The sequence below is a fragment of the Sulfurospirillum diekertiae genome (assembly GCF_011769985.2).
GTDB lineage: Bacteria > Campylobacterota > Campylobacteria > Campylobacterales > Sulfurospirillaceae > Sulfurospirillum > Sulfurospirillum diekertiae.
This window is the reverse complement of the sequence record NZ_CP039734.2, coordinates 429,397-453,164: the sequence shown is the minus strand read 5'-3', so window position 1 is coordinate 453,164 and position 23,768 is coordinate 429,397. Positions and strand designations below refer to the sequence as shown.

Genomic DNA, 23,768 nt, shown 5'->3' with positions numbered 1-23,768 from the left:
TTTTACGCCCTAACCTTCACATCATATCTTACTTCTAGTTGTGCCGTTGGTTTGTATTTCTCACCTACGTTATTTCTGTGTTCATAACCGATTTTTACGTATGCTGCAAGTGTTAAAAGACCAAGTGCTAAGAAAAATGTTGTAATAGCCCATTTAGCTTTTTTGAGATTTTTACGAGAAGATTTTGCATCTGCTCCTTCAAACCAACCCCATTTAACACAGAGGCGATAAAGACCAATACCACCGTGGAACTCAACAGCAAGAAGAAGAAGAAGATAAAATGGCCACATAAATTCGCTGTACATTCTATCTGATGAACCAAATGGTCCAATTTTATCTGCTTGGGTTGCCATGGTAAAGAGGTGCGCAGAACCTAAGAAGAACATTGCAAAACCGGTGAATGCTTGTGTAAACCACATCGTTGTATCATCGTGTTTCATCATACCCATATGTGTTTTATATGCTTGATATTGTCTAAAATTGATAGGCAATTTTCTCATACCAAGCATCGCATGTACAATAAAGACTGCAAATACAAACAAGACAATCCCAGAAACGATTATAGGCTGTGGTTCGCTTAGGAACATACTGCCTTCAAACATTTTGGTTATGGTGTACATAAAGTCTTTGCTGATCAAAATCGTTGATACAAAGAACATATGTCCCCACATAAACAAACCTAAGAATAGACCAGTCGCACTTTGAATATAATCAAGTTTGGCTGGAACTCTACTCTTTTTCCCCTCAACGCTCGTACCTAAAAACCCTTCAAGTAGGTCACTCACATCTCATCCTTTTTGTGAAGTTTGATAAACGCTCATAAATGTGCAGAACAACACACTTATGAATGTCAATCTCTTACAAAATACCCTATTTAGGGAAATTGCAACAAGTTTGAACAATCAATGATTATGTCATTTTGTACATACTAGTTGAAATTATAATACACGAAAGGGGATTTAAAAGGGATTTTTTTATCCCCTTTTTCCTCGTTTGATTATTACACCATATAATAATAAAGAAGCAATTATCATCAAAATTGAAAGGGCTTGTCCCTTACTCATCCAGTCGCCATAGACAAAACCAATTTGGAAATCTGGCTCTCTCCAAAACTCTGCAATAAATCGTCCAAGAGAGTACAAAAATCCATAAAGGGCGATGAGCTCACCATCGTATTTTTTGAAATTTCGATACACGTAAAGCACCACAAAAACCATAAAACCCTCAAGGAACGCTTCATAGAGTTGAGAAGGGTGACGAAGAACACCATCGACATAAATGCCCCATGGAACATCCGTAGGACGACCAAAGAGTTCTTGGTTGAGAAAATTGCCAATACGTCCAAAAATATACCCCACGGGAACACTCAAGGCTACTACATCCAAAAGCCTCCATACATTGATTTTATGTTTGAGATAAAAGAACCAAGTGCCAATAAAAAATCCAACGATAGCTCCATGATAACTCATGCCTCTAATTCCAACAAATGTACCATCGATGAAAGGATTGAACATTTGCCATGGATGCGCAAGATAATAATCCACATGCGGATCGTAAAAGAGAATATAACCAATACGCGCACCTAAAATAATGCCAATCTCAATCCAAATAAAATAGCTCTCTAACGTTTGGTTGCTGAAGCCTAAATTATCTTTTTTGACAAACCATTTAGCGGCATAAAGGGCACCCAAAAGAGCACATATATACATAATGCCATACCAATGCACAGCAATGGGTCCTAGCTTGAAAGCGACAGGGTCAAACTGGCTGTAAATGTTGTTCCAAAAATGCATTTAAATCCTTACATGTAAAAAAATATTTTACTGTATTTAGATTAAGAGGGAGTTGAGGAAGATGGCAAATTACACGTATGTATTTCCACTTCAACACGGTTACGACCATTCTCTTTTGCAAGGTAGAGCGCCTCATCGGCTCGTGCAGTCATACTTTTTTCATCATCATTTTGATGATATGTTGCCACGCCAAAACTGGCTGTACGACTTCCTACGTACGCAAAATCTTCTGCTTCAATGACACCACGAAGCTTTTCTGCCAATAGCCGTGCATCTTCACTATTACTATTGGGGAGAAGAATCAAAAATTCTTCCCCTCCCCATCTTCCTACAGCATCTTCAAAACGAACATTGGTTTTTAAAAGTTTTGCTATCTCTTGCAGCAAGCTATCTCCTACTTGATGCCCATACGTATCATTCACCGATTTGAATTTATCAATATCTAGAAGAACGATTGAAAAAGGCGTTTGATGCCGTTTGGTAATACTAAGATACGATGCAAAAAGTTCATCAAGTTTAAGGCGATTATACAGCCCCGTCAAACGATCGGTAATGGAGAGCTCTTCAACTCTTTTTTTATCCGTAATATCATGACGAATTGCAGTGAACCCCACTAGGGAATACTCCTCATCATACCGAGGTTCAATAATCGTCTCTATCCAATAATCAGATCCATCTTTGCGTCTATTTTTAATCTCACCAGACCATGAAATACCTTTTTTTAAAGCACTCCACATCTCTTTATACAGTGTCGTAGGCATATCGGGATGTCTCACGATATTATGACTTCTGCCAATAAGTTCTTCTTGGCTATACCCCGAAATTTTACAAAATGCCTCACTCACTTCGGTGATAATCCCATGTAAATCGGTACTTGAAATAATCACATGTGCATCAATAATTTGAAGATATTTTTCAAGCTCGCGTTTGGATTTTTGATACTCCGTAATATCACTAAACGTAATAAGCACTGAATTAACATCTTTAAAATCATCAGAGTAAAGAGGCTGTGCATTCATTTTTAGCCATAAAACCAAACTATCTTGTCGTTTCATGCCAATCATAATATTGCTTTGTGGTACACCTGTCATAAAGACTTTATAATATGGACGATCTTCCATATGAAATGCAGAGCCATCTTCATGGATGAAATTCCAATTCAAATCATTACTCGATTTACCAACAATCTCACTTTTGGAAAACCCTAACATCCCTTGCGCGGCTAAATTACACTCTATAATAATCCGTTCTTTATCCAAAACAATAATACCTTCTTGCATTGTTTGAAAAATAGTGCGTATCTTTGATTCGGACTTAGCAAGGAGTTTTGTCTTATCAGCAGCTATAGCGTATGCTTTTTTTTGTGTTTGTTGAAGCGCATAAATCCATCCAGCGAGTATAAATGAAAATGCTATCCCAAAAAAAAGTTCAATCCATGGTAAATACTGACTTATGCCAAGATCCAGTGCTTCATTTGTTTTAAAATGAAGCGTCCAGTGTTTCCCATAAATATCTATCAGTAAATTATGCTCTAAACGTGCTGTTTTCATTGAAGGGTTGGAATCATACAATTTTTCTGTTTCAAGCAGAGTATCCCCATCATAGATTTCAAAATCCAAAGTAATATACCTAGCGCCTAAAACATCCATAAACAATTTTTGAGCATTGATGGCAATACTGACTATTCCTATGAATGCATCATCTTGCTTTTCAGGTGTTTTAATCAATATATCTTTAGTGTAAATGGGATGAACAATAATAAAACCTGCATTTAGTTCAGAATCTGCTCTTTGAATCAATTGTATTTTGGAAGAGATAGCGATATCTCTTTTTTGTATTGCTTCTTTTATAGCATTTTGGCGTGTTGTCTCAGAAAATAGATCAAACCCAAGTGCCTTTTTATTGCGTTCATTAAACGGTTCAATCAAAACAATAGGATACGCATCTGCATTAGATGTTTTAGGATGAATCTGATAATGTGTTAATCCCTCTGCGTGCATAAGTTCTTCATGTTGAGTACGCTCATTGATTTTTATACGTGGCGCATACACTAACCCTTCTTGTCCTATAAAACTTGTTTCAAGGGTATGCTCTTTTGTAAAAAAATACCACTCTTCTCTAGTAACATTATCAGAAGCCGTGATAAATGCTACAGCACTATGAAGCAGTTGGATATTTTCATTAAGCTTATTGCGGATTAAAAGAGCAGTTTGTTTTGTAGCTGTTGTAAATCGTTCATTTTCTAATGTTTGGATCCATGTTGCACTTTTCCATGCTAAATAGCCAGAAAAACTTACTCCACATACTAAAATTAATAATGCAAAAAGAAATGACTTAGATAACAATTTCAATCGCGCCATGCATTTTCCTCTCATCATGAGTACAGCAATTGTAGCATAAATAAAGAGATGCTTTATGAATTATATTTGTTATAAGATTTAAAGAGGATAGAATATTTAGAAGGACTTGGAAATAATAATGTAAGAAAGTTACAGTACAATAGTCATAATCGTGCTTTAGGCAAGAGAAAAACTCTTGCCTAAAGTCACTATTTGACTTGAATTTTTTTCACTTCGGCTTTTTCAACTTTGAGTTTTGGAAGCACAACTTCGAGGACACCGTTTTCACTACTTGCTTCAATATTTTCCACATCGACGTTTTCAGGCAATGCAAAACTTCGTTGGAACTTGCCGTAACTACTTTCGACTTTGTAGTAGTCTTTTTCTTGGCGCTCTTCTTTGAAGCTTCGCTCTCCGGAGATGACGATTTGATTGTCTTTGAGGTCAATGTGAATGTCTTCTTTTTTAACCCCTGGAAGATCAATTTCGACATGGTAAGCAAACTCACCTTCCCTTGTACTGACTGTGGGTTTAAAAGCAGAGATGTCACTCTCTTCAGTTTCGATTGGATAGTAGTTAAACAACCGACTCTCCAACGCTTTAAGCTCTTTGTATGGATTAAATCGTGTGACTAACATGGTAAAACTCCTTTATTTTTTGGAAGAAGTTTAGTACATATAAAGCGTTTTGTCTGCCACTTAAGTAGCACAAAAAATCATTTTTTCATGGCTTTTAGGCAACACACAAAAGCCTATGCTAAGCTGCTGTGGTGCTAAAGCTTGCCTCACACGAGGCAGAATGGGGGGGGGTTGTATGATGTTTATTCTTCAGGAAGATGTTCAAGCAGATTTTGAGAGTCTTTGATGAAAATCTCTTTGCGTTTGATATCAATAAGTCCTTGTTTTTTAAGCGACTGAAGGTTGCGATTGAGCACTTTTCGTACCGTACCGACAAGACTTGCAAGCTCTTCATGGGAGAGGTTATTAATGAGTTTTAGGGTTTGTTTATCCCCTTGAGTTTCAATGTTTTTAGCAATTAATTTGACTAAACGCGTTGTAGTATCGTAAAGTGAGAGATCACTTGCTAACGTTTCAACCTCTCGAAGTTGTTTAGCCACATAAGGTAAAAAAAGCTTATTGAAAGAAGGTTTTGTTTCAATCCACTCGCGAAAAAGCTCAATGGGAAAGACCAAGAGTTTTACATTATCCAGCGCCATTGCTACATTTTCATGTACTTTGGCATCTAAAAGCGTAATGATGTCATACATATCGCCGTTGGAAAGGAGATAAAGAATTTGCTCTTTTCCTGTTTCAAAGTTGATTTGCGAAATTTTGACACGCCCTTCCAAGATGACAAAAAAGTGCTCCATGCACTCTTCAGGGCGCATCAGGATTTTACCTTTGTTAACATAAACAACACGCCCAAAACGTGCAATATCTTCTTTAAGTTCTTGCTGTATCACGTCCAATGCGTACATTATTCGCCCTTTACTTCTCCATCAACATACATCCACGCCTTACCATAGCGTTTAAAACGTGAATGTTCACCATGTAAACCTTCATGCCCATCTTGCACATACGAAGCTCGAAAAGAGACTTTGCCCACTTTGTCATTTTCACCGCCTTGCCATGTCTCCAAAACTTCGAGTTTTGTCCACGCCAAACCTTTACATGTAAAGGTAATTTCTTCTTTCAATTTCTTTGTACGATGGCTTGGATGCGTCGTTTCATAGAGGTAATCGATCAATCCAAAGACAAATGCGCTGTAGCGTGAACGCATCAGTGTTTCACATGTAGGAGCGTTATAGTTTTTGTGGTATAGCTCGCAACACTGTGCATACATTTTACCACTACCGCATGGACAGAGATTTGCTTCTTTCATTCTTCCTCTTTGAATCATATTGAGTCAATTATTATACACGCATTTCATTAAATCTCCTCTTCCACAACAGGTGAATTCAACTGCTTCTATTACTTCTTTAGTTACAATAATCGCCTAATTATCATAAGGCTTTTTGTAATGTATTCTTCGATTTTCTTGTCATGGAAACCCTGGTTTCCTGTAGTTGGATTAACCATTTCTGCGTTTATTTTTAACACCACCGAATTTGCGCCTATTAGCCTACTGACGGATATTGCAAACGATTTTAACATTAGTGAAGCACATGCAGGACTCATGATGACCGTTTATGCGTGGGTGGTTGCAAGCCTCTCCTTACCATTGATGCTCCTCACCAAAGATATGGAGCGACGTCGCTTGCTTTTGCTGTTATTTGCTCTGTTTATTGCGAGCCATCTTCTCTCCGCTATCGCATGGAGCTTTTGGATTTTAATGATCTCTCGCATTGGCATTGCTTTCTCACACGCCGTTTTTTGGTCGATTACTGCCTCACTGACCTATCGTTTAGCCCCTGAAGGGAAAAAGACACGCGCCCTTGGTATCCTAGCGACAGGCACATCACTTGCCATCGTTTTGGGCTTACCACTGGGTCGTATCATAGGGCAAAGTTTAGGGTGGAGAGCCACCTTTGGCTGCATCGCCATTTTGGCATTTTTAATGCTTTTTGTCTTGATGAAAGTCTTGCCACTGCTTCCTAGCGTCAATGCAGGCTCACTCAAAAGCTTACCCCTTTTAGTAAAACGCCCTGCCCTTATGGGGGTTTATCTTTTAACCGCTTTAGCGATCACGGCACATTTTACAGCCTACTCTTACATTGAACCTTTTGTGCAACAAATCGCACATTTAAGTGCTCATTTTGCAACACTAACTCTCTTTATTTTTGGTATAGCAGGATTTATAGGAAGTGCTATTTTTGCTTATTTCAAACATAAATACCCTTTCACGATCATTGTATGTTCACTAGGATTGCTCATTGTAGCGCTGCTTTTAATGCGCCCTCTTGCACCGTATCAATTTTTATTAAGTTGTGTATGTCTGGGGTGGGGTATTGCAATTTGTCTCATTAGCCTCATTCTTCAGGTGACGGTTTTAGAGCTCACGCCTGATGCAACTGATGTTGCGATGTCACTTTACTCCGGTATTTATAATATTGGTATCGGTGGAGGTGCTTTTGTTGGTAGTCTTGTTATCTTGCACAGTTCAATGGCTTATGTCGGAATCATAGGTGCATTGTTTGGATGTACGGCACTTTTATTAGCTATTTGGATTTGGAAAACCTATCTTTTAAAACGTTCCTAGCACTTTACATGTAAAGATTAAACGACTCGGTTACGCCCATGTTCTTTGGCTTCGTAAAGTGCTTTATCTGCTTTGTCAAAAATTTTGATAATACTGTCATACTTTTCAAATTGTGCTGTTCCAAAACTAGCGGTTACCGAGATAATTTCAGGAAATTCATATGCCTCAATAGCTGCTCTTATTTTTTCAGCTAAATGTCTTGCACCTTTAATGTTGGTATCACGGCAGATAAGCAAAAACTCTTCGCCACCCCAGCGCCCAAATATATCCGTTTCGCGTTTAACGTTTGTCACAATTTTGGCAATACTTTGGAGAACCTCATCGCCTCGTTTGTGTCCATAGTTATCATTCACATTTTTAAAATAATCCAAATCAAATATAATAATCGAAAGAGGTGACTGATCGCGATCAAATATCTTTTTTTCATACTCTAAAATATCATCCAATTTTAAACGGTTATGAATGCCTGTTAATTTATCCGTATTGGAGAGAATTTCAAGTTGTGCATTATACTTTTTGAGTTGATACTGTCGTATCAAAACAATTAAAATAATCACCACCGTGATCACGGCTAACAAATAGATGTAGGTGTAATTCATACGCTCTTCATAATTAACCGATATCCATTTATTTAAGATCGATTGATTTTTGGTTGGATCAATCGATTCAATCGCTTTTTCGAAAATAGAGAGCAAAAGAGGTTCGTCATTGCGCGTTGCAACACCAAGCTCCCATTTATCATCAAATTTACCCACAATTTTCAGTGATCCATAGTAATCTTTTTGAATTTGATATGCCACCGTAGCCAGTGTTCCGATATAGCCAAAAAGCTTTTTCTGCTCCACGTGCTTTAGACCATCTGCATCACTTGCAACTTCCACAAAGTGCATATTGGGGTATCGTACTTTTAAAATTTCACCATACGCATACCCTTTTGCAATGCCAATGGATTTTCCAGTCAGCATATCAATGTCCGTGTAAAAAACTTTATCAATATTGGAAATAAGTACGATGGGTATTTGCATATAAGGATGGGTAAAATTCATATACAGTCTGCGTTCGGGTGTAGGCATGGCAAGAGAAAAAATATCACACTTACGTTCTTTGGCATATTCTAAAGATTCTAACCATGTTTGAGTATTAACAAGCTCGATAGGCAAACCAATAAATTGTTCCATCTCATGCATATAATCTGCAGCCATTCCTACATGCTTACCCTTTTGGTTCATCTCTAAAGGCATCCAATCAGGGTCAATACACATCGTAATACGCTTTTTTTGTGCCAAATAAATTTGCTCATCCAGTGAAAAAGCAAGTCTCGTCTCTTTAGGAAGAATACTTTTAGACCATTTGGATTTAAGGGTAGAAAGCTCTTCTTGCGTTACGTTATTGAGAGCTTTGTTAATAATACTCTGTAAGGGTTCATCTTCTGGATGCATCATAATGTAAAGATTTTTATCTCTTAAATTTTGTAAATCAAGTTTGGAGACAATATGAAGATTGGAAAGCATCTCTTTACTGATGACGTATTGTACCGATAAAGCATCATCTACTCCTGCATCAATCAGCCCAAATGCAACCGCTTCTAACATCTCTTTCGTTGTCTCATACTCTACAACTGTAAGCTCAGGGTACTCCTCTTTAAGATACTTTGTTGTGGGCCACGCTCTCCCTGCACCAACGGTTTTACCCTTTAAATCATCAATAGTGTTAATATCGTGACGCTTTGTTTGGCTAACAAGTGCCAGATCCATGGTAATAAATTTAGTGCTATACAGAAATTTCTGATGTCGCTCATCTGAGGGAATGAGTGGTTGCGCTACGCTAATCTCTCTGTTTTTAAATTTTTCATACACATTAGGCCATGTGCCACTGATAAAATTTAAACGGATACCAATTTTATCGGCTAGAAGTCTCATATAATCAACAGAATACCCTTTAGCTTCTCCATCTTCATTAAAATCATACGGATACCAACTAAGCTCATTAGTCACGCTAATAACAGGGTGCTTTTGAAGATACGCTTTTTCACTCTCGGTTAATTCGATTTCGGGAACAATGGGAGAAGGTCGTTCCGATGTTGCGAAAGGTAAATATTTTCGTTTGATTTTTACATGTAAATCCGTAGGCATAGAATCGAGCATTTTGTTAAATAAAGAGATAAATTCTGGCCAATCTTTTGCAGTTGCAACCGATTGCTCCTCTGTCGTGTAACGGGGAATATTAGAAATTCGAACATTATCTAAATGATAAGCCTGAACAAACATACTCATAATAGCAATATCGCCAATAAACCCATCTACACTGTGTGCATTGACTGCCCTCATTGCTTCGAGTGAATTGGGATACGTCATGTAAAGGAAATGAGGATAATCCTGTTTTAAGTTCTCGTTAATGACATAACTTGGCACTATGGCTATTTTTTTGGGGTTTGAATCGAAAAAATTTTCTGCTTTAAGTGTACTTGGGGTGAGGAGAGCAAATGGAAAGGAACAATAAGATTTGCTAAAAAGCATCGTTTGTTTTAGCTCCGAATTAGGAGTGACTCTCAAAATGACATCGATACCATCATGTGTTTGGACACGTCTTAGTGCTTCCGTCCAGCTACCATCGGTAACATATTCTATTTTGAGATTAAACATAGCTGCAAAAAATTTGATATATTCAACACTAATGCCAACATATTCGCCATCTTGGATAAATTGATACGGAGGAAGGTCTTTGGTGATGCGCACTTTGAGTATTTTAGTTTTATCCAGCCACGCTTGCTCACTTGGCGTAATATCAATACTGGATGCCTGTGAATAACTCATAAAAGATATCAGTATAAAAAGAAGAGAAATTACCGCTTTCATGATGTACCTCATCTAAAGAAAGTGTTCTGCGATTTAGTATACTCAAATTATTCTAGATTGCTCTGAAGTATTGACTCAAAAGTTTTCTGTTTTAAGAAGTATTCTGTTTACATGTAAAGTTGAAAAGCTTTACATGTAAACGTTTAACTTAACCCTCTCGAAGTGCTTTAGCAATCAATTCGATTGGATTTTTAAAGATAGTGTCCACTTTTTGCCCATGCATGGCATCGCCTAGTTGCATGCGACACGCACTACACTCGGCACTCACATACTCTGCGCCCGTCTCTTTGATCATCGCGGCTTTTGGAAGTCCTGCGGCTTTGGCAAAGCGGTAATTTCCTGTTTGCATCGTAACGCCTCCAAAACCACAACAGCGGTTCGGGTCGCTCATCTCTTTAATGACGTAGTTTTGAGAAATGAGGTTACGTGGCTCTTTCCAAACGCCTTGCATTTTGCGCGCATGGCATGGGTCATGGTAGGTGACTACTTCACTTTTACGAGCTTTGGTAGCCAAGATTTCAGCCAAATTTGTCTTTTTCTCTAGGTATTCGGTTGCCATAAAAATGTGAGGTTTGATGGCAATGGCACGTGCTTTCCATTCAGGTTGGTCATGGAAAAAATGCGCGTAGTCCTCTTTGATCATCGCACTACACGTTGCTTCAGGAATAATGATGGCATCAAGTTCATTTACAAAGCCTTCGATGTACTCAATGTTAAATTTTGCCAAATAATCCACGCTATCAAAATCGCCTGTAAAGTATTGAGGTGCACCACAGCATTTTTGTTGTTTTATGAGATACGCGTCTATCTGCAACTCTTTCAAAATCTCTAAAAGTGACTTGCCGATGTCGGTATACATGTAATTGGCTAAACAGCCGATGAAAATGCCCACTTTGCCTTTGCCACCATTATGGATGACATCGGGATGGGAGTTTAAGAAGGTTTTTTTTGCGAGACTTGGGAAAAGTCTGTCCATCTTGATAATGGGAAAGTTTCGCAGATACATGGAGCTTTTTTTCTCCACTATTTTAAAACCACAGGTTTGGAACATAAAGCCAAAGCGTGCAAGAACATCCATGATGTTACGATTGCGAAGCAAGAAAAAGGCGAGTTTTTTGTACCATGCAAGCCCAAATTTTTTGCGAATGTCGTTACGCGCTTGTTCTATCAACATATCGACTGGCAAATCGTTCGGACAGACACTTACGCAGTTGGTGCACAAAAAACAGCTTTCAAAAATACTTTTAGCATTTTTGTCCAGTTCAAGTTCACCTCGTTGATAGGCACCTAGAAGGTCAAGAAAACCTCTGGGACTGGTAACTTCATCACGGTTGACTTCGTGAATTGTACAAACAGGTATACACTTACCACACTTGACACAGGCATCGCTTGTTACATCAAATTTAAACATCTGTTACACCGTTTTACTGAAGCGTCGTTTATCTTCAGGGATTTTTTGGAGATATGCATCAAAAGGCATCACAATATTGCGAATAAGCAGTGTGCCTGTCGTGTTGACTAAAATCTTTTTAGCAACTCTATCAACGATTACCAACTCTTCTTGCTCAAACGGTGCAAGGGCAGCTACTGCATCGGCAAAATAATCAAAAAAGTCGATGCCAAACTGAGCTTCAATACCAGCGATATTCAGAGTTTGAAGTTGCTCATCATCTCCATAATGACAGCTTTTCCTAAGCACATCATCATCATTGAGAGTCAGACCACGATGCACCGGCAATACACCCGCATCAATCGCTTTTTCATAAGCGTCCATCTCTTTGAAGTTTTGAACATAGTGTTTCAAACCCTCACCAATACTTGTTAAACCAATACCGATTAAGTCCGCGCCGCCTTTAGTGGTATATCCTTGGAAGTTGCGGTGTAGCTCCCCTTTTTCAATCGCCAAGAAAAGCTCATCATCAGGCTTTGCAAAGTGATCCATGCCGATCATTTTATAGCCATTTGACTCTAAATAATCAATCGTATAGCGCATAATAGCAAGCTTGACGCTTGGATGAGGTAGTGTTGTCTCATCAATTTTACGCATGGATTTTTTCATCCACGGCACATGGGCATAATTAAACACTGCCAAACGACTCGGATCAAGCGATACCGCTAAACGAAGAGTCTCTTGAAATGTCTCAAACGTTTGATACGGAAGCCCATAGATTAAGTCCATATTGATCGACTTAATACCTGAGCTTTTTGCCATTTTAACGACATTGTTGGTTACCTCATAAGGTTGGATGCGGTGGATCGCTTTTTGAACCTCATCGTTGAAGTCTTGCACGCCATAACTGACACGGTTAAATCCGTTACATGTAAGCACATCCAACTGCTCTTTAGTGAGATAGCGAGGGTCGATCTCACAGCTGATCTCAGCATCTTTGGCAAAGTTTTTGAAGTGGCTTCTGATAGCACTAATAATGCGCTTCAATTGCGGTGCGCTAAAAAATGTTGGTGTACCACCACCAAAGTGCATCTGAATCACTTCACGCGAAGTATCGAGATGTTTAGAGAGCAATTCAAGCTCTCGTTCAAGATAGCTAATGTAACGCTCTTTTTTATCTTCCTTGCTCGTATAAACAACATTACATCCACAGAAGTAACAGGCACTTCGGCAAAATGGAAGATGAAAATAGAGCGAGAGTTTACGACTTTTATCTTGCGTAGCTAAAATGCTCTCATAACTTTGGTGCGTAAATCCCTCATGAAATTCAGGTGCTGTTGGGTAACTGGTATACCTTGGCCCTGGTTTAGAATATTTAGCAAATTTATCAAAATCAATCATACTTCATCCTAACGCGTTGTCGCGTTGATAATACTCGCCCCTTCAGGCAAATAGAGGTCTTTCAGGTCTAAAAAGAGATTGGGGTGATCTTTCTTGATCTTTTTGACCAATTTATCAAAATCAATTTCACTTTTTTTACTCTTTTTGATCTCTTCGGTTGCTACCGCCCAAACGTCTTGAAAGTCCAGTGGCAATTGTTGCAAAATACTTTTTTCCAATTTGAGAAAAAGAGCTTCTTGCTCCGCTTTTTTAAAATGCTCTATCATTTTACTGAGGGTATCAATCGAAAGCAGTGCATGAAGTTTTTGATTTTCATCATACACTAACCATGGTTCTTTCGCATTGTCCCACGAGCCATTTTTAAGGCGTAAAAGCTTTGTTTCTTCTGCCTCACTTGGCACGATCTCTAAAACTGTCTGTTCTTTTTGTTTGCTGACGCTCAAACCTTTAGAAATTTTTTCTATCATCTTGAACTCTTTTTTTCGTTTAAATTCCATTAGCTGTTTCTGTGCCTATCAAGCCATACCATGACGGCTTTTTGGGCATGAAGTCTGTTTTCTGCCTCATCAAAAATCTCATCCGCGTGCGCTTCAAAGACACTCTCACTCACTTCATAATCACGGTACGCTGGCAAACAGTGTAAAAACATCGCATCGTCCTGCGCTAAGCTCATCATCGCATCATCCACCATGTAGCCTTGGAATGCTGATACACGTGCTGCTTTTTCACTCTCTTGCCCCATGGAAACCCATGTGTCTGTGGTGACAACCGTAGCACCTTTGATCGCCTCTTTCGGGTCGTTGCCAATGTGAATGACCGCCCCACTCTCTTGTGCAAAAGCAAGCGCATCTTCTAAAATTTTAGCATCCACTTCATACCCTTTAGGGGTAGCGATACGAAGCTCAAAACCCAGTTTGGAAGCGAGCATAAGCCAGGAATGGGTCATATTGTTGCCATCTCCTACGTAAGCGACGATAGGGTTTTGATCTTTTTTATACTCCACCATCGTGAGGTAATCTGCCATCAGTTGTACAGGATGGTACGAATCACTCAGCCCACTAATGACAGGAACTCGTGAATACGCCGCAAACTCTTCGAGTGTACTTTGCGCAAAGGTTCGGATCATCACCATGTCAACCATACGGCTAATCACACGTGCCGTGTCTTTCATCGGCTCACCACGTCCTAGTTGCAAGTCATTGGAAGAGAGGAACAGACCCACGCCTCCGAGCTGATGAATGCCTACTTCAAAACTGACGCGTGTACGTGTACTGCTTTTTTCAAAAATCATCCCTAAGGTTTGATTTTCAAGGTAAGGCTTATATTTGCCTTTTTTGGCTTGTTTTTTAATTTTAATCGCCAAGTCAATGATCTCTAAAATCTCTGCCTTGCTATAATCTTTCAGTGTTAAAAAATGTCTCATATTCAATGTCTCCTTTTATTTGGGCAAAGCCCACATAAAATTCCCCGCACTCAAGCTTACGCTTTGCGTAGAATTTACTTTCTCCTTAAAATCTCAGCGACTTCTTTCGCGTGGTAACTGATGATAATGTCAGCTCCAGCACGTTTAAACGCAATCATGGTTTCCATCATGACACGCTCGTAATCAATCACACCTGCTTTTGCAGCCGCTTTTAAAAGTGCATACTCGCCACTCACGTTGTAAACACACAATGGCGTACTCGTGGCATTGCGTACATCACGAACGATGTCAAGGTACGCGAGGGCTGGTTTGACCATTAAAATGTCTGCTCCTTGCATCTCATCTTCAACAGATTCGGCGATCGCTTCTCTTCTGTTTGCTGGATCCATTTGGTAGGTTTTGCGATCTCCAAAAGAAGGAGCAGATTCTGCTACATCACGGAATGGTCCATAATAAGCACTTGCAAATTTAGTCGAATAACTCATAATCGGAAGGTTGATAAACCCTTCGCCATCCAATGCTTCACGCAATGCTTCGATCATACCATCCATCATACCTGAAGGGGCGATCATATCCGCTCCCGCATGCGCATGCACAAGTGCTTGTTTAGCTAAAATCTCCAAAGTTGCATCGTTGTCAACACTCTCGTGTTCCATATCTAAGATACCACAATGTCCGTGATCGGTAAATTCGCAAAAACAAAGATCGGTGACCACAAACATAGAGGGATACGCTTTTTTAACCGCTTTAATCGCACTGGCAATAATGCCATGTTCACAGAGTGCGTCACTTCCTACGCTGTCTTTTACCTCAGGAATACCAAATAAAATAATAGAGTTGATACCCAGTTCTTGCAAACTGCCACACTCTTTGACGATTTCATCAATGCTCATCTGATACACACCTGGCATCGAACTGATCTCTTTTTTAAATCCTTCGCCACTTTTAGCAAACAACGGATAAATAAAATCGTCCATACTCAAGGTTGTTTCGCGCACGAGTGAGCGAAGTGTTGCATTCATTCTAAGTCTTCTAAATCTTTTAAACATTTTTTTGCCTTATCTTGGTTAAAATTAGACCTCGTTATAAAAAGTAGTGATTTTAGCATAACTGGATATAAAAGAAAATGAAAATAGAAATTTCCGAGGTTGCGAACCTCCCATCACGCTTTGGGACATTCAAAATCCAATCATTTAAAGAAGGCATTAAAGAGCATTTAGTCATTTTTAAAGAGCCTTTGGGTGAGATTCCGTTGGTACGCGTTCACAGTGAATGTTTAACAGGAGACAGCATAGGAAGTCTTAAATGTGACTGTCGAGATCAGCTTGAATTCGCGCTGAAAACAGTCGAACAAAACGGCGGAATGGTTATTTATTTACGTCAGGAAGGTAGAAATATTGGACTGCTCAATAAAGTCAATGCGTACGCTTTGCAAGATAAAGGCTTGAACACCATCGAAGCTAATCATCAACTAGGTTTCTTAGATGATGAACGCACTTATGAGATGGTCGAATTTATTTTGGACTATTTTAAGATCACAAAAATTAAGCTTTTAACCAACAATCCTAAGAAAATTGAGAGCTTGAAACATATCGACATTGTAGAGCGAATTCCTGTGATTATTCCTTCCAATAAGTTCAATGCAGGTTATTTGAAAACCAAAAAAGAACAGATGGGACATCTTCTTTAGGAGAGAGTATGATACGTAATGCCACGGCGGAAGACAGTGATCGTATTGTTGAACTTCTGGCTCAGCTGGGCTATGCCAATACACACTCTTTCTGTAAAGAACGCATTCAAGAGCTTTTAGCCAACCCTGATGCAATGCTCTTTTGCTATGAAATAGAAGGCAGTGTAATCGCCCTTCTCTCTTTACATGTAATTCCTCAAATTGCCCTTTTAGGCTCGTTTTTACGTATCAGTTATTTTATCGTGGATGAAACAATGCGCTCTCATCACATTGGATCAGAACTCGAAGCTTACGCCACATACATTGCCAAAGAGAGAGGATGCGATCGCATTGAAGTACATTGTCATGAAAGGCGCAAAGAGGCGCATCGTTTTTACGAACGACATGGCTATGTTGAATCCCCTAAATATTTTATCAAACAAATCACCTATTAAAGGAGTTTTCATGTTAAAAGAGTTTCGCGATTTTTTGCTTAAAGGCAATGTTGTTGATATGGCCGTTGGTTTTATCTTTGGTGCAGCCTTTGCGACCATTGTCAAATCGCTTGTTACCAATGTCATTATGCCTCCTATTGGTCTACTCTTAGGCAATGTTGATTTTTCCTCACTGTTTATCGCACTTGATGGTAAAACGTATGCTTCATTAGCTGATTTGGAAAAAGCAGGAGCACCTGCCATAAAACTAGGTGTCTTTTTCAATGACTTAACTTCCTTTGTTATTTTGGGCTTTGTCATGTTTATGATGATCAAGGGTTATGGAAAAATCGCGCCTAAAAAAGCTCCTGAGGCAATTACAAAAGCATGTCCAGAGTGTGCGATGGCTATTCCCGTTGCCGCTAAAAAATGTCCTTATTGCGCAACACTACAAGCATAAGAACACGTTTACATGTAAAGATTTTTAACTTAAAAAAAATACTCTTGACTCTAAAGTCGTTTTAATATAGAATGAGAACAAGCCTTAAGAATAGCTTAAATATCTCTTAAGGCTAAAGCTTATTTGAAAGGATTTAGTATGGCAATTGTATTACCCAATCTTCCTTATGCTCATGAGGCACTTGAGCCTTATATTGGTGCAAAAACATTAGAAATCCATCATGGCAAACATCATCAAACCTATGTGACCAACCTCCTTAAATTGATTGAAGGAACCGACTTAGCCAATGAGCCTCTTGAGGGTCTCATTTTAAAATCAGTCAACAATCCTGATCGTGTCGGTATCTTTAACAATGCCGCGCAAGTGTGGAATCACACCTTCTACTGGAACTCTATGAAACCAAAAGGTGGTGGAGCCCCTAGTGGAGACATTGCTGCTAAAATTAATGCTGCCTTTGGAAGTTACGATGCGTTTATTCAAGCATTTAAAAATGCAGGATTAACACAATTTGGTAGTGGATGGGCATGGCTCGTAATTAAAAATGGTACTTTAGAGATCATGAAAACCGCCAATGCTGATACCCCCATTGCACATGGCATTAAGCCAATCCTGACCGTTGATGTGTGGGAACACGCTTATTATCTGGATTATCAAAACAAACGTGCAGATTACTTAGATATTTTCTTTAATCATCTGATTAATTGGGATTTTGCAAACGCTAATTTGAAGTAATTTTCAACACCAAACTTAATTTAAAAGGAGTTCTATATGTTACGAAGAGATGCCCTTAAACTAGCTGCCGTAGCAGCACTTGCTACCACCTATGCTTCGGCTTATGATGAGAAATTGATTGTCAACAAAAAGAAAATGGAAATCAAAGACCCTGCGAATATGACAGAGCTTGAACTCAAACACTCACCTGAAATTAAAGTAGGTGCAGCAGATGCACAAGGATTTTCGTTGGTTGAAGTCAATATCGGACAAAAAGGAGTCATTCACCCAAGCGTTGATAACCATTGGATTTACGAAATCGAACTTTTAGCCGATGGTAAAAAAGTGGCAGATGTCTCACTTGAGCCAACAACATCAAGAGGTTTTCTTGCAGCACGTATTAACACCAAAGATGTCAAAATGCTTTCTGCCATAGCTTATTGTAACCTTCACGGTGAGTACAGCGCTTCAATAAAACTTTAAGAAAAGAGCCAAAAGGCTCTTTTCTTTTATACTTTAAACTGCTTGAGTGTTTTTTCTAATTCATTTGCTCCATTAGAGAGAGATACAGAAACTTCTCCTACCTCATGGCTTAATTTTTTATTGAGTGTTGTACCGTTTACAATACTGGCCATCAAACCGACGAGGTTTTTAGTACGGGTAGCAACGTATGTCGTTTTATTGCGAACATCCGTTGACTTGATATACGTACTGGAAAGTTTCTCTTTTGTTCCTTCAACATGTAAGATAAGCTCTTTGGCTAATTGTGATGATTCAAGCATCTCTTCGGTTGTTTGTTTTGTATCTTCTGCTATATCATTGACACTTTGAGTAATGACATTAACATTGGCACTGATTTCCAAAAGACTCTTTTGTGTTCGTTCAGCTAGTTTTCGTACTTCATCCGCAACGACGGCAAAACCACGCCCATGTTCACCTGCCCTAGCAGCTTCTATGGCAGCATTGAGGGCAAGAAGATTAGTTTGATCGGCAATATCGCCAATAATACTCAGAATTTCGCGAATACTTCGCGCTTGATCGCTCAGTGTATGCACTTTTTGTGCTAAATCATTTTGGCGTTCCGAACCATTTTCGATACTTTGCACTGACTGATTCAGGCTTTGAATAAATTCATCCAAGGTATTTGCCGTAATATGTAAATCATCGGTCGTGGCATTTGAGGCTTTTTCGATTCCATCTAATTCCATCCCCACATCTGAGACCAAAAGATTCATATCAACAATATTTTTTTCCTGATGTTCGATACTTTCGCCTAAAGAGACAATGACGTGATCAAGCTTTTGGCTTTGTACATTGGTCACATCTAACGTTTGAAGCGTATGGGTTAAGGTTGTGGCAAAAGAGGTCACCATGTCATTAATATCATCCGATATTTGTGCCAGCTCATCCGTTGTATTTTTAAGAACAATACGCTGTGTTAAATCTTTCTCTTTCGCCATAGTGCTTATTTGAACATGGCTACTATACACACTTTCAATAATACCCTTTTGTGTAAAAAAAAGAATCGCAAGCAATACGATTCCAAATACACCGCTGATAAGAATTGATATTATCATCTCATTCGTAGCATCATGATCAAGTTTTTGAATCAATTCACTACTGCTTTTAGAAATACCATCATCAATTGTTTTCAAGATTTCTATCTTTTGGGTTATGGTATTAAACCATACCTGTGGATCTACACCAAAGTTGCCCTCGTTCACTTTTGCTAAGGCAATAGAACGAAATTTTTCGACTTCATTGATGGAGTTATCGTTCATTTTTTGAGCATAAAGTTGCTTAATATCATCCGTAGCAAAGGCTAAAAAAGCTTCTGTGTAGGCTACTTGTGATGACATAAGTCCATTCCATTTCGCAAAAATACCCGGTGCAAATGCATTACTCGCAAACGTTCCACTCATCACCGCACGCTCGATACCTACAAGCTCTTTAAGTTTCAAGAAATGTGAATAAGAAGAAAGCACTTTGACAAGGTCAGCCACTTCAGAAACTTTTGCCACACTGTCCGTTACATGTAAAATTTTTGTGTTCATCTTGGTATAAAAAGCGACGCTATCTTGCATACTGATTTTAAGACCATCCACTTGCGCTCGTATGGAAGAGATTTTGCCGGCATCTTCTTGAAGGGAGGAGAGTTCTTTTTGTAACTCTTCTGGAAATTTCGAAAGATCTATTTGTACTACATATTCTTTGAGTTTGACCAAACTCTCATCTGTTAGAACTCTCTGTTTTGGTAAAACATCACCAAATTTTTTGCCTTCAGATCCTATAAAACCTGCGCTCATGCCTCTTTCTTTTTGTGTCTCATGAATAAAAAGACTGAGTTTTGAAGAAAGCGTATTGAGGGTTGCTGCTTCAGACAATTTCTTTTTTTGATTCAATGATTCATTCATCACTTGAAAAATATTCAAGAAAAGATAAGCCATCACTATCGCTAAAACAAAAAGAAGTTTTTTCTTAATACTCATAATGCCCCCTTCTTCGGTTGTATTTACCATTTAAAAGTGTATCTATTTTTCTTTATTAATAGGCTCTTAATGACATATACAGTATTATATTAAGAAACTATAACGTTCACCTTGACCAAAGTCATGACAAAAAGGTTACTTTATTATGATGAATACCCATTATGATCTTCCTCAATCTTTTTGGAGCAACGTTGAAATACTCATTGAACTTCTTTTAAAATACAACCTAACACATAATATATCGGGGGCAAAAACAAAAGAAGCTGTTCTTAAAAATATTGACGATAGTATTTATCCATTACAATTTTTACATGTAAACGAGTTGAAGCATGCGATTGATATTGGGACAGGGGCTGGTTTTCCAGGATTATTACTTGCCCTTGCGCTGCCACAGGTGCATTTTACACTTTTTGAGCCTATCGCGAAAAAAAGTGCCTTTTTGCATTTAGCCAAAACAACGCTTGAACTCAAAAATGTCGATATATCTACCAACAGAGTTGAAAAGGTTGTTCCTTTTAACGTCGATCTCATCAGCTCTCGCGCTGTGACGAATACTAAAATGTTGATCAAGTTGTGTAAAAATTTTATTACTCCAGATACCACATTGCTTTTTTACAAAGGGGAATTGGTTGAAGAGGAAATCAAAGGGCTACGAAATTGTCAGGTTTACCAACGTGACAAACGCCACTACTTAGTGATGAAGGATGTTGATGTTGCTTAAAATTGCTCTGTTTATTGCTGTTATTTTTTTAATTTATCTCTTTTTCTTTAAAAATAGCCGTAAAGAAGATATTCAAAAAAAATCTTCTAAAAAAGTTTTAGAGGGAGAAACGATGGTCGAGTGCCAAGCGTGTTCAACTTTTATTAGCCACAAAGAGGCAATCATTAAAGATGGCCTTTTCTACTGCTCAAAAGAGTGTGCGAGGTTACCCTAATGTTACTGATTGGACATGAACTTATCTCGAGTGCGCCTTTTTATCGTGTTGACTCGGTGGAACAGATTGCTAAAACACCCTCCAATGCAACCATACTGTTCAATTTTGATCCTACATTAATTGCGTATTGCTCTACACAAAAGCTCTCGTTTGCTTTACATGTAAAGCAGATTAAAGAGCTTGTTTTAGCCAATGCTTTAGGTGCTTCCTACTTTGTTGTCGATAAAACATTGGCACTTCATGCACAAAAAGTTGCAGATGACTACCTCTTTGAAGGCAAAGTGCTCCTGCTCAGTAACGATGACAATGATATTGAATTTGCGGCATCTCATACGATTGATGGAATTCTTTTCGAATCGGCTATTACGTCTTCATTGAGTTAATTAAATGCAAAAAAAACACTTTATCTTCTTAGCTTTTACGATTACAATACTCTACTGGATTCTTGATGCCTATGCCAATGCCTCATTGTACAACTTAGCATTGAGCGATGAACTGCTTCTTACGACGCCCCATAGCCTTGTTTCTGTTAAGCTTCTTACCGCAGGACTTTTGTTCATTGTAAGCCTCACACCTCTCTTTTTTAAACCAAATACTTTTCAAAAAACCCCAAAAGAGGCTATCAATGAATTTGGTGAACTCCAACGTGTCGCTGATATTCTTTTTTCTTCACTTTCTACCAAAATAAATGTGATCAAATCGCTTGAAATTCTACAAGAGATTTTACACCTTGAATCAAGCCTGCTTTTTATTTACAACAAAGAGTCACTAACGCTTTACAACGAAAATGAGTTTATTAAAGCAACGTTTCGTTCAAAAGAGATTCTTCCATTTCGTACGAATGCTTCAAGAAGTGCCGTTGAAGAGGTTGCCATTAGATGCTTTATAGAAAAACGGGCTTTTTCACAGGACCCTGTGAAAGTTGATACGAAACCGTTTACACTCTTTAATTTTATGCTTAAAGAAGATCGCAGTGAATTTCCTTTGGGTAATTTGATGCTCGCCTCTCATGATGCTCATTTTATTGAACACGCTATCCCAATGATTCAAAAATATGTGCAAATGCTCACCTTCGCACTCTCTTTAGCGGCCAAAAAAGAGCTCTTACAAAGTATCAATACCCAATATTCAAGTGATACAATTAGTCATTTTGACAAAGTATTAAATATTATTAATTTTACAAAAGTACAAGAATATATTGAACATGAGTTTAAACGTCACAAACGTTACCATACCGAATTGACACTGGTTTTAATCGATATTACAATGCTTAAAAATCTCACTAAAATTTTCCCTGCCGAGGTCATTACCGCATTCAAAAAAGATTTTATTCAACTGGTCAAAACAAATACGCGTGAAGTCGATATTTTGGGAAAATGGACAAACGATCAATTTGCGCTGTTGCTACCCGATGTTGATTTTCGAGCCGGTCAAAAAGTAGCCCAAAAACTTCAAGCCATTTTTGAAGAGACAAAGTTTGCACGTGTTGGGAAAATAAGTTGCAGTTATGGCATTACATCACTTGCGCCTAAAGATACCATGGGTAGCTTTAAGGCAAGAGTAGAAGGGGCACTTGTAGCAGCCTCTCTCAAAGAAGGAAATGCCATCGAAGTCAAACTTCAAATGACACCTGATCTTTAAATAATGACATGCTTTAATGCAGGATAGAGCTTTGTTATAATCTCATAGCTAATCGTATTGAACTGTTCTGCCAAAGGATTTGCATCATCAAACATGCAGACGTTTTGGGCGTCACCGCCTAAACAAAAACTATCCATAGACATGCGACCTTTTGTAAAACTTCCATCCGCCATTTTTACAGGCTTAAAACCATCGAAACGGAAAAAACCATCGCCATAGCCAATATCATACGTTGAAATAATTTCATCTTCATGTGCTTCATAAACACTACCATAGCCAACACGCTCACCTTTTTTAAGCACGCGGGTACTGAGTTTTTCAGCCCAAAGAGAGAGAACCGGTTTTAGATTATAGGTTGCAATGAAAGGATTGAGCGTTGTATAGCCATACATGGCAATACCTGGGCGCGCATAGTCATCATCGCCCAAAGAGTGCGTACGAAGTAGTCCTGCAGAGTTACAGCAATGAAAAGCAACATGAGGCAAACCATAGTGAGCCTCTAAGGCTTTAATGCGTTTTTTACCTCGCTCAAAATTAGCTCTCTGCCAGAAAAATTCACTACTGAGTTCATCTGCACCTCTAAAATGCGTAAAAACACCTTTTAGTTGCAATTTTTTGGCATGAATAAGCGCTAATGCCTCTTCAATTTGCTCTTCTTTAATACCATTACGGTGCATGCCTGTATCAAGGCTTAAATGAATCGAAGTTCCCGTAGGAAGAGCTTGAAGTGCTTCCAAAGAGTGTGCTGCAAGTGAAATAAAAGAAGAGAGTTTACGAGAGGTAGGATGATCAACTAATACCAAAACTTCTTCAAAAAGATCAGCAATAGACTCTGCCTCTTCAATATTTTTTACGGCAGCGCGAATAAGACCATACTCAGAAGCCAGTTCAGCCATAAGTCGTAAATCATGCCCATAGGCGTTATCTTTTAAAACCGCCATGAGCTTTGCTTTGCCCCCAGCCTTAGCACACAAAATATCAAGATTATGAAAAAAGTGCGCTTTGTTAATTGTAATAAATGCCATTTTAG

24 protein-coding genes and 1 pseudogene are annotated in these 23,768 nt (G+C 38.6%); 10 read left to right on the top strand and 15 right to left on the bottom strand.

Annotation, left to right across the window (positions count from 1 at the left end; genetic code table 11):
- Positions 1–2: 2 nt before the first annotated feature.
- From FA584_RS02380 to FA584_RS02355, 6 genes are all read right to left on the bottom strand, one after another.
- A complete protein-coding gene (locus FA584_RS02380) occupies positions 3–785 on the bottom strand; it encodes a fumarate reductase cytochrome b subunit (RefSeq protein WP_096045825.1) in 783 nt (260 codons plus the stop codon).
- Positions 786–974: 189 nt separating this feature from the next.
- Positions 975–1,793, bottom strand: coding sequence for a prolipoprotein diacylglyceryl transferase (lgt, locus tag FA584_RS02375; protein WP_167750132.1), 819 nt, complete (start codon positions 1,791–1,793; stop codon positions 975–977).
- Positions 1,794–1,834: 41 nt separating this feature from the next.
- On the bottom strand, positions 1,835–4,153 hold the full coding sequence (locus FA584_RS02370; protein WP_167750131.1) for a diguanylate cyclase: 2,319 nt from the start codon (positions 4,151–4,153) through the stop codon (positions 1,835–1,837).
- A gap of 188 nt (positions 4,154–4,341) precedes the next feature.
- Positions 4,342–4,770: an Hsp20/alpha crystallin family protein gene (locus FA584_RS02365; protein WP_096045822.1), complete on the bottom strand. Its 429-nt coding sequence runs from the start codon at positions 4,768–4,770 to the stop codon at positions 4,342–4,344.
- 182 nt (positions 4,771–4,952) lie between these two features.
- On the bottom strand, positions 4,953–5,609 hold the full coding sequence (locus FA584_RS02360; RefSeq protein ID WP_167750130.1) for a Crp/Fnr family transcriptional regulator: 657 nt from the start codon (positions 5,607–5,609) through the stop codon (positions 4,953–4,955).
- Positions 5,609–6,013, bottom strand: a complete 405-nt coding sequence (locus FA584_RS02355) for a YchJ family protein (RefSeq protein ID WP_087437743.1) — start codon at positions 6,011–6,013, stop codon at positions 5,609–5,611. Before FA584_RS02355 ends, FA584_RS02360 begins: the two co-directional genes overlap by 1 nt.
- A gap of 138 nt (positions 6,014–6,151) precedes the next feature.
- Here FA584_RS02355 and FA584_RS02350 point away from each other — a divergent pair, with 138 nt between their 5' ends.
- Positions 6,152–7,330, top strand: coding sequence for a sugar transporter (locus FA584_RS02350; RefSeq protein WP_096045820.1), 1,179 nt, complete (start codon positions 6,152–6,154; stop codon positions 7,328–7,330).
- A 17-nt stretch (positions 7,331–7,347) separates the two neighbouring features.
- Here FA584_RS02350 and FA584_RS02345 read toward each other — a convergent pair whose 3' ends face one another.
- The 6 genes from FA584_RS02345 to hemB form a co-directional block, all read right to left on the bottom strand.
- The gene (locus FA584_RS02345) at positions 7,348–10,185 is read right to left on the bottom strand and encodes a transporter substrate-binding domain-containing diguanylate cyclase (RefSeq protein ID WP_191342074.1); all 2,838 of its coding nucleotides are present in this window, start codon (positions 10,183–10,185) and stop codon (positions 7,348–7,350) included.
- 148 nt (positions 10,186–10,333) lie between these two features.
- The gene (locus FA584_RS02340) at positions 10,334–11,596 is read right to left on the bottom strand and encodes a (Fe-S)-binding protein (protein WP_167750128.1); all 1,263 of its coding nucleotides are present in this window, start codon (positions 11,594–11,596) and stop codon (positions 10,334–10,336) included.
- 3 nt (positions 11,597–11,599) lie between these two features.
- Positions 11,600–12,976, bottom strand: a complete 1,377-nt coding sequence (hemN, locus tag FA584_RS02335) for an oxygen-independent coproporphyrinogen III oxidase (protein ID WP_228448582.1) — start codon at positions 12,974–12,976, stop codon at positions 11,600–11,602.
- Positions 12,977–12,984: 8 nt separating this feature from the next.
- Complete coding sequence (locus FA584_RS02330) at positions 12,985–13,443, bottom strand: DUF2603 domain-containing protein (RefSeq protein ID WP_228448084.1); 459 nt, start codon at positions 13,441–13,443, stop codon at positions 12,985–12,987.
- Between the two features lie 29 nt (positions 13,444–13,472).
- Positions 13,473–14,399 carry an ornithine carbamoyltransferase gene (gene argF / locus FA584_RS02325; RefSeq protein WP_167750127.1) on the bottom strand — a complete coding sequence of 309 codons (927 nt, stop codon included), beginning with the start codon at positions 14,397–14,399 and terminating at the stop codon, positions 13,473–13,475.
- Between the two features lie 74 nt (positions 14,400–14,473).
- Positions 14,474–15,448 (bottom strand): porphobilinogen synthase, encoded by a 975-nt coding sequence (gene hemB / locus FA584_RS02320; RefSeq protein WP_167750126.1) that lies wholly within the window; start codon positions 15,446–15,448, stop codon positions 14,474–14,476.
- Between the two features lie 77 nt (positions 15,449–15,525).
- Between hemB and ribA the strand changes: the two genes are divergently transcribed.
- From ribA to FA584_RS02295, 5 genes are all read left to right on the top strand, one after another.
- A complete protein-coding gene (gene ribA, locus FA584_RS02315) occupies positions 15,526–16,089 on the top strand; it encodes a GTP cyclohydrolase II (RefSeq protein ID WP_096045813.1) in 564 nt (187 codons plus the stop codon).
- Between the two features lie 8 nt (positions 16,090–16,097).
- The gene (locus FA584_RS02310; RefSeq protein WP_096045812.1) at positions 16,098–16,523 is read left to right on the top strand and encodes a GNAT family N-acetyltransferase; all 426 of its coding nucleotides are present in this window, start codon (positions 16,098–16,100) and stop codon (positions 16,521–16,523) included.
- A gap of 10 nt (positions 16,524–16,533) precedes the next feature.
- Positions 16,534–16,962, top strand: coding sequence for a large conductance mechanosensitive channel protein MscL (gene mscL, locus FA584_RS02305; RefSeq protein WP_096045811.1), 429 nt, complete (start codon positions 16,534–16,536; stop codon positions 16,960–16,962).
- Between the two features lie 138 nt (positions 16,963–17,100).
- A complete protein-coding gene (locus tag FA584_RS02300) occupies positions 17,101–17,694 on the top strand; it encodes a superoxide dismutase (RefSeq protein WP_096045810.1) in 594 nt (197 codons plus the stop codon).
- A 36-nt stretch (positions 17,695–17,730) separates the two neighbouring features.
- Entirely contained in the window at positions 17,731–18,156 is a 426-nt protein-coding gene (locus tag FA584_RS02295) for a desulfoferrodoxin family protein (protein WP_096045809.1), read from the top strand.
- A 26-nt stretch (positions 18,157–18,182) separates the two neighbouring features.
- Here the strand turns inward: FA584_RS02295 and FA584_RS14860 are convergent, their stop codons facing one another.
- Entirely contained in the window at positions 18,183–18,881 is a 699-nt protein-coding gene (locus FA584_RS14860; RefSeq protein WP_228448195.1) for a methyl-accepting chemotaxis protein, read from the bottom strand.
- A 477-nt stretch (positions 18,882–19,358) separates the two neighbouring features.
- Positions 19,359–19,979, bottom strand: a pseudogene (locus tag FA584_RS14855) (nitrate- and nitrite sensing domain-containing protein); the annotation flags it as partial.
- A gap of 328 nt (positions 19,980–20,307) precedes the next feature.
- Between FA584_RS14855 and rsmG the strand changes: the two are divergent.
- The 4 genes from rsmG to FA584_RS02270 are packed head-to-tail and all read left to right on the top strand — an operon-like array spanning position 20,308 to position 22,738.
- Positions 20,308–20,883: a 16S rRNA (guanine(527)-N(7))-methyltransferase RsmG gene (rsmG, locus tag FA584_RS02285; RefSeq protein WP_228448082.1), complete on the top strand. Its 576-nt coding sequence runs from the start codon at positions 20,308–20,310 to the stop codon at positions 20,881–20,883.
- A complete protein-coding gene (locus FA584_RS02280) occupies positions 20,873–21,097 on the top strand; it encodes a PP0621 family protein (RefSeq protein ID WP_087437725.1) in 225 nt (74 codons plus the stop codon). The genes rsmG and FA584_RS02280 overlap by 11 nt, the downstream gene beginning before the upstream one ends.
- A complete protein-coding gene (locus FA584_RS02275; RefSeq protein WP_096045806.1) occupies positions 21,097–21,480 on the top strand; it encodes a hypothetical protein in 384 nt (127 codons plus the stop codon). Before FA584_RS02280 ends, FA584_RS02275 begins: the two co-directional genes overlap by 1 nt.
- Before the next feature lie 4 nt (positions 21,481–21,484).
- Complete coding sequence (locus FA584_RS02270) at positions 21,485–22,738, top strand: GGDEF domain-containing protein (protein WP_167750124.1); 1,254 nt, start codon at positions 21,485–21,487, stop codon at positions 22,736–22,738.
- Here FA584_RS02270 and FA584_RS02265 read toward each other — a convergent pair.
- Complete coding sequence (locus FA584_RS02265; RefSeq protein WP_167750123.1) at positions 22,735–23,763, bottom strand: alanine racemase; 1,029 nt, start codon at positions 23,761–23,763, stop codon at positions 22,735–22,737. The two genes, FA584_RS02270 and FA584_RS02265, sit on opposite strands and share 4 nt — an antisense overlap.
- Between the last annotated feature and the right edge of the window lie 5 nt (positions 23,764–23,768).

Bases quoted from the DNA above. Each gene is read 5' to 3' on its own strand.
- lgt (WP_167750132.1), bottom strand. From the start codon at position 1,793: ATGCATTTTTGGAACAACATTTACAGCCAGTTTGACCCTGTCGCTTTC.
- FA584_RS02370 (WP_167750131.1), bottom strand. From the start codon at position 4,153: ATGGCGCGATTGAAATTGTTATCTAAGTCATTTCTTTTTGCATTATTA.
- FA584_RS02365 (WP_096045822.1), bottom strand. From the start codon at position 4,770: ATGTTAGTCACACGATTTAATCCATACAAAGAGCTTAAAGCGTTGGAG.
- FA584_RS02360 (WP_167750130.1), bottom strand. From the start codon at position 5,609: ATGTACGCATTGGACGTGATACAGCAAGAACTTAAAGAAGATATTGCA.
- FA584_RS02355 (WP_087437743.1), bottom strand. From the start codon at position 6,013: ATGAAAGAAGCAAATCTCTGTCCATGCGGTAGTGGTAAAATGTATGCA.
- FA584_RS02350 (WP_096045820.1), top strand. From the start codon at position 6,152: ATGTATTCTTCGATTTTCTTGTCATGGAAACCCTGGTTTCCTGTAGTT.
- FA584_RS02345 (WP_191342074.1), bottom strand. From the start codon at position 10,185: ATGAAAGCGGTAATTTCTCTTCTTTTTATACTGATATCTTTTATGAGT.
- FA584_RS02340 (WP_167750128.1), bottom strand. From the start codon at position 11,596: ATGTTTAAATTTGATGTAACAAGCGATGCCTGTGTCAAGTGTGGTAAG.
- hemN (WP_228448582.1), bottom strand. From the start codon at position 12,976: ATGATTGATTTTGATAAATTTGCTAAATATTCTAAACCAGGGCCAAGG.
- FA584_RS02330 (WP_228448084.1), bottom strand. From the start codon at position 13,443: ATGATAGAAAAAATTTCTAAAGGTTTGAGCGTCAGCAAACAAAAAGAA.
- argF (WP_167750127.1), bottom strand. From the start codon at position 14,399: ATGAGACATTTTTTAACACTGAAAGATTATAGCAAGGCAGAGATTTTA.
- hemB (WP_167750126.1), bottom strand. From the start codon at position 15,448: ATGTTTAAAAGATTTAGAAGACTTAGAATGAATGCAACACTTCGCTCA.
- ribA (WP_096045813.1), top strand. From the start codon at position 15,526: ATGAAAATAGAAATTTCCGAGGTTGCGAACCTCCCATCACGCTTTGGG.
- FA584_RS02310 (WP_096045812.1), top strand. From the start codon at position 16,098: ATGATACGTAATGCCACGGCGGAAGACAGTGATCGTATTGTTGAACTT.
- mscL (WP_096045811.1), top strand. From the start codon at position 16,534: ATGTTAAAAGAGTTTCGCGATTTTTTGCTTAAAGGCAATGTTGTTGAT.
- FA584_RS02300 (WP_096045810.1), top strand. From the start codon at position 17,101: ATGGCAATTGTATTACCCAATCTTCCTTATGCTCATGAGGCACTTGAG.
- FA584_RS02295 (WP_096045809.1), top strand. From the start codon at position 17,731: ATGTTACGAAGAGATGCCCTTAAACTAGCTGCCGTAGCAGCACTTGCT.
- FA584_RS14860 (WP_228448195.1), bottom strand. From the start codon at position 18,881: ATGGAATTAGATGGAATCGAAAAAGCCTCAAATGCCACGACCGATGAT.
- rsmG (WP_228448082.1), top strand. From the start codon at position 20,308: ATGATGAATACCCATTATGATCTTCCTCAATCTTTTTGGAGCAACGTT.
- FA584_RS02280 (WP_087437725.1), top strand. From the start codon at position 20,873: ATGTTGCTTAAAATTGCTCTGTTTATTGCTGTTATTTTTTTAATTTAT.
- FA584_RS02275 (WP_096045806.1), top strand. From the start codon at position 21,097: ATGTTACTGATTGGACATGAACTTATCTCGAGTGCGCCTTTTTATCGT.
- FA584_RS02270 (WP_167750124.1), top strand. From the start codon at position 21,485: ATGCAAAAAAAACACTTTATCTTCTTAGCTTTTACGATTACAATACTC.
- FA584_RS02265 (WP_167750123.1), bottom strand. From the start codon at position 23,763: ATGGCATTTATTACAATTAACAAAGCGCACTTTTTTCATAATCTTGAT.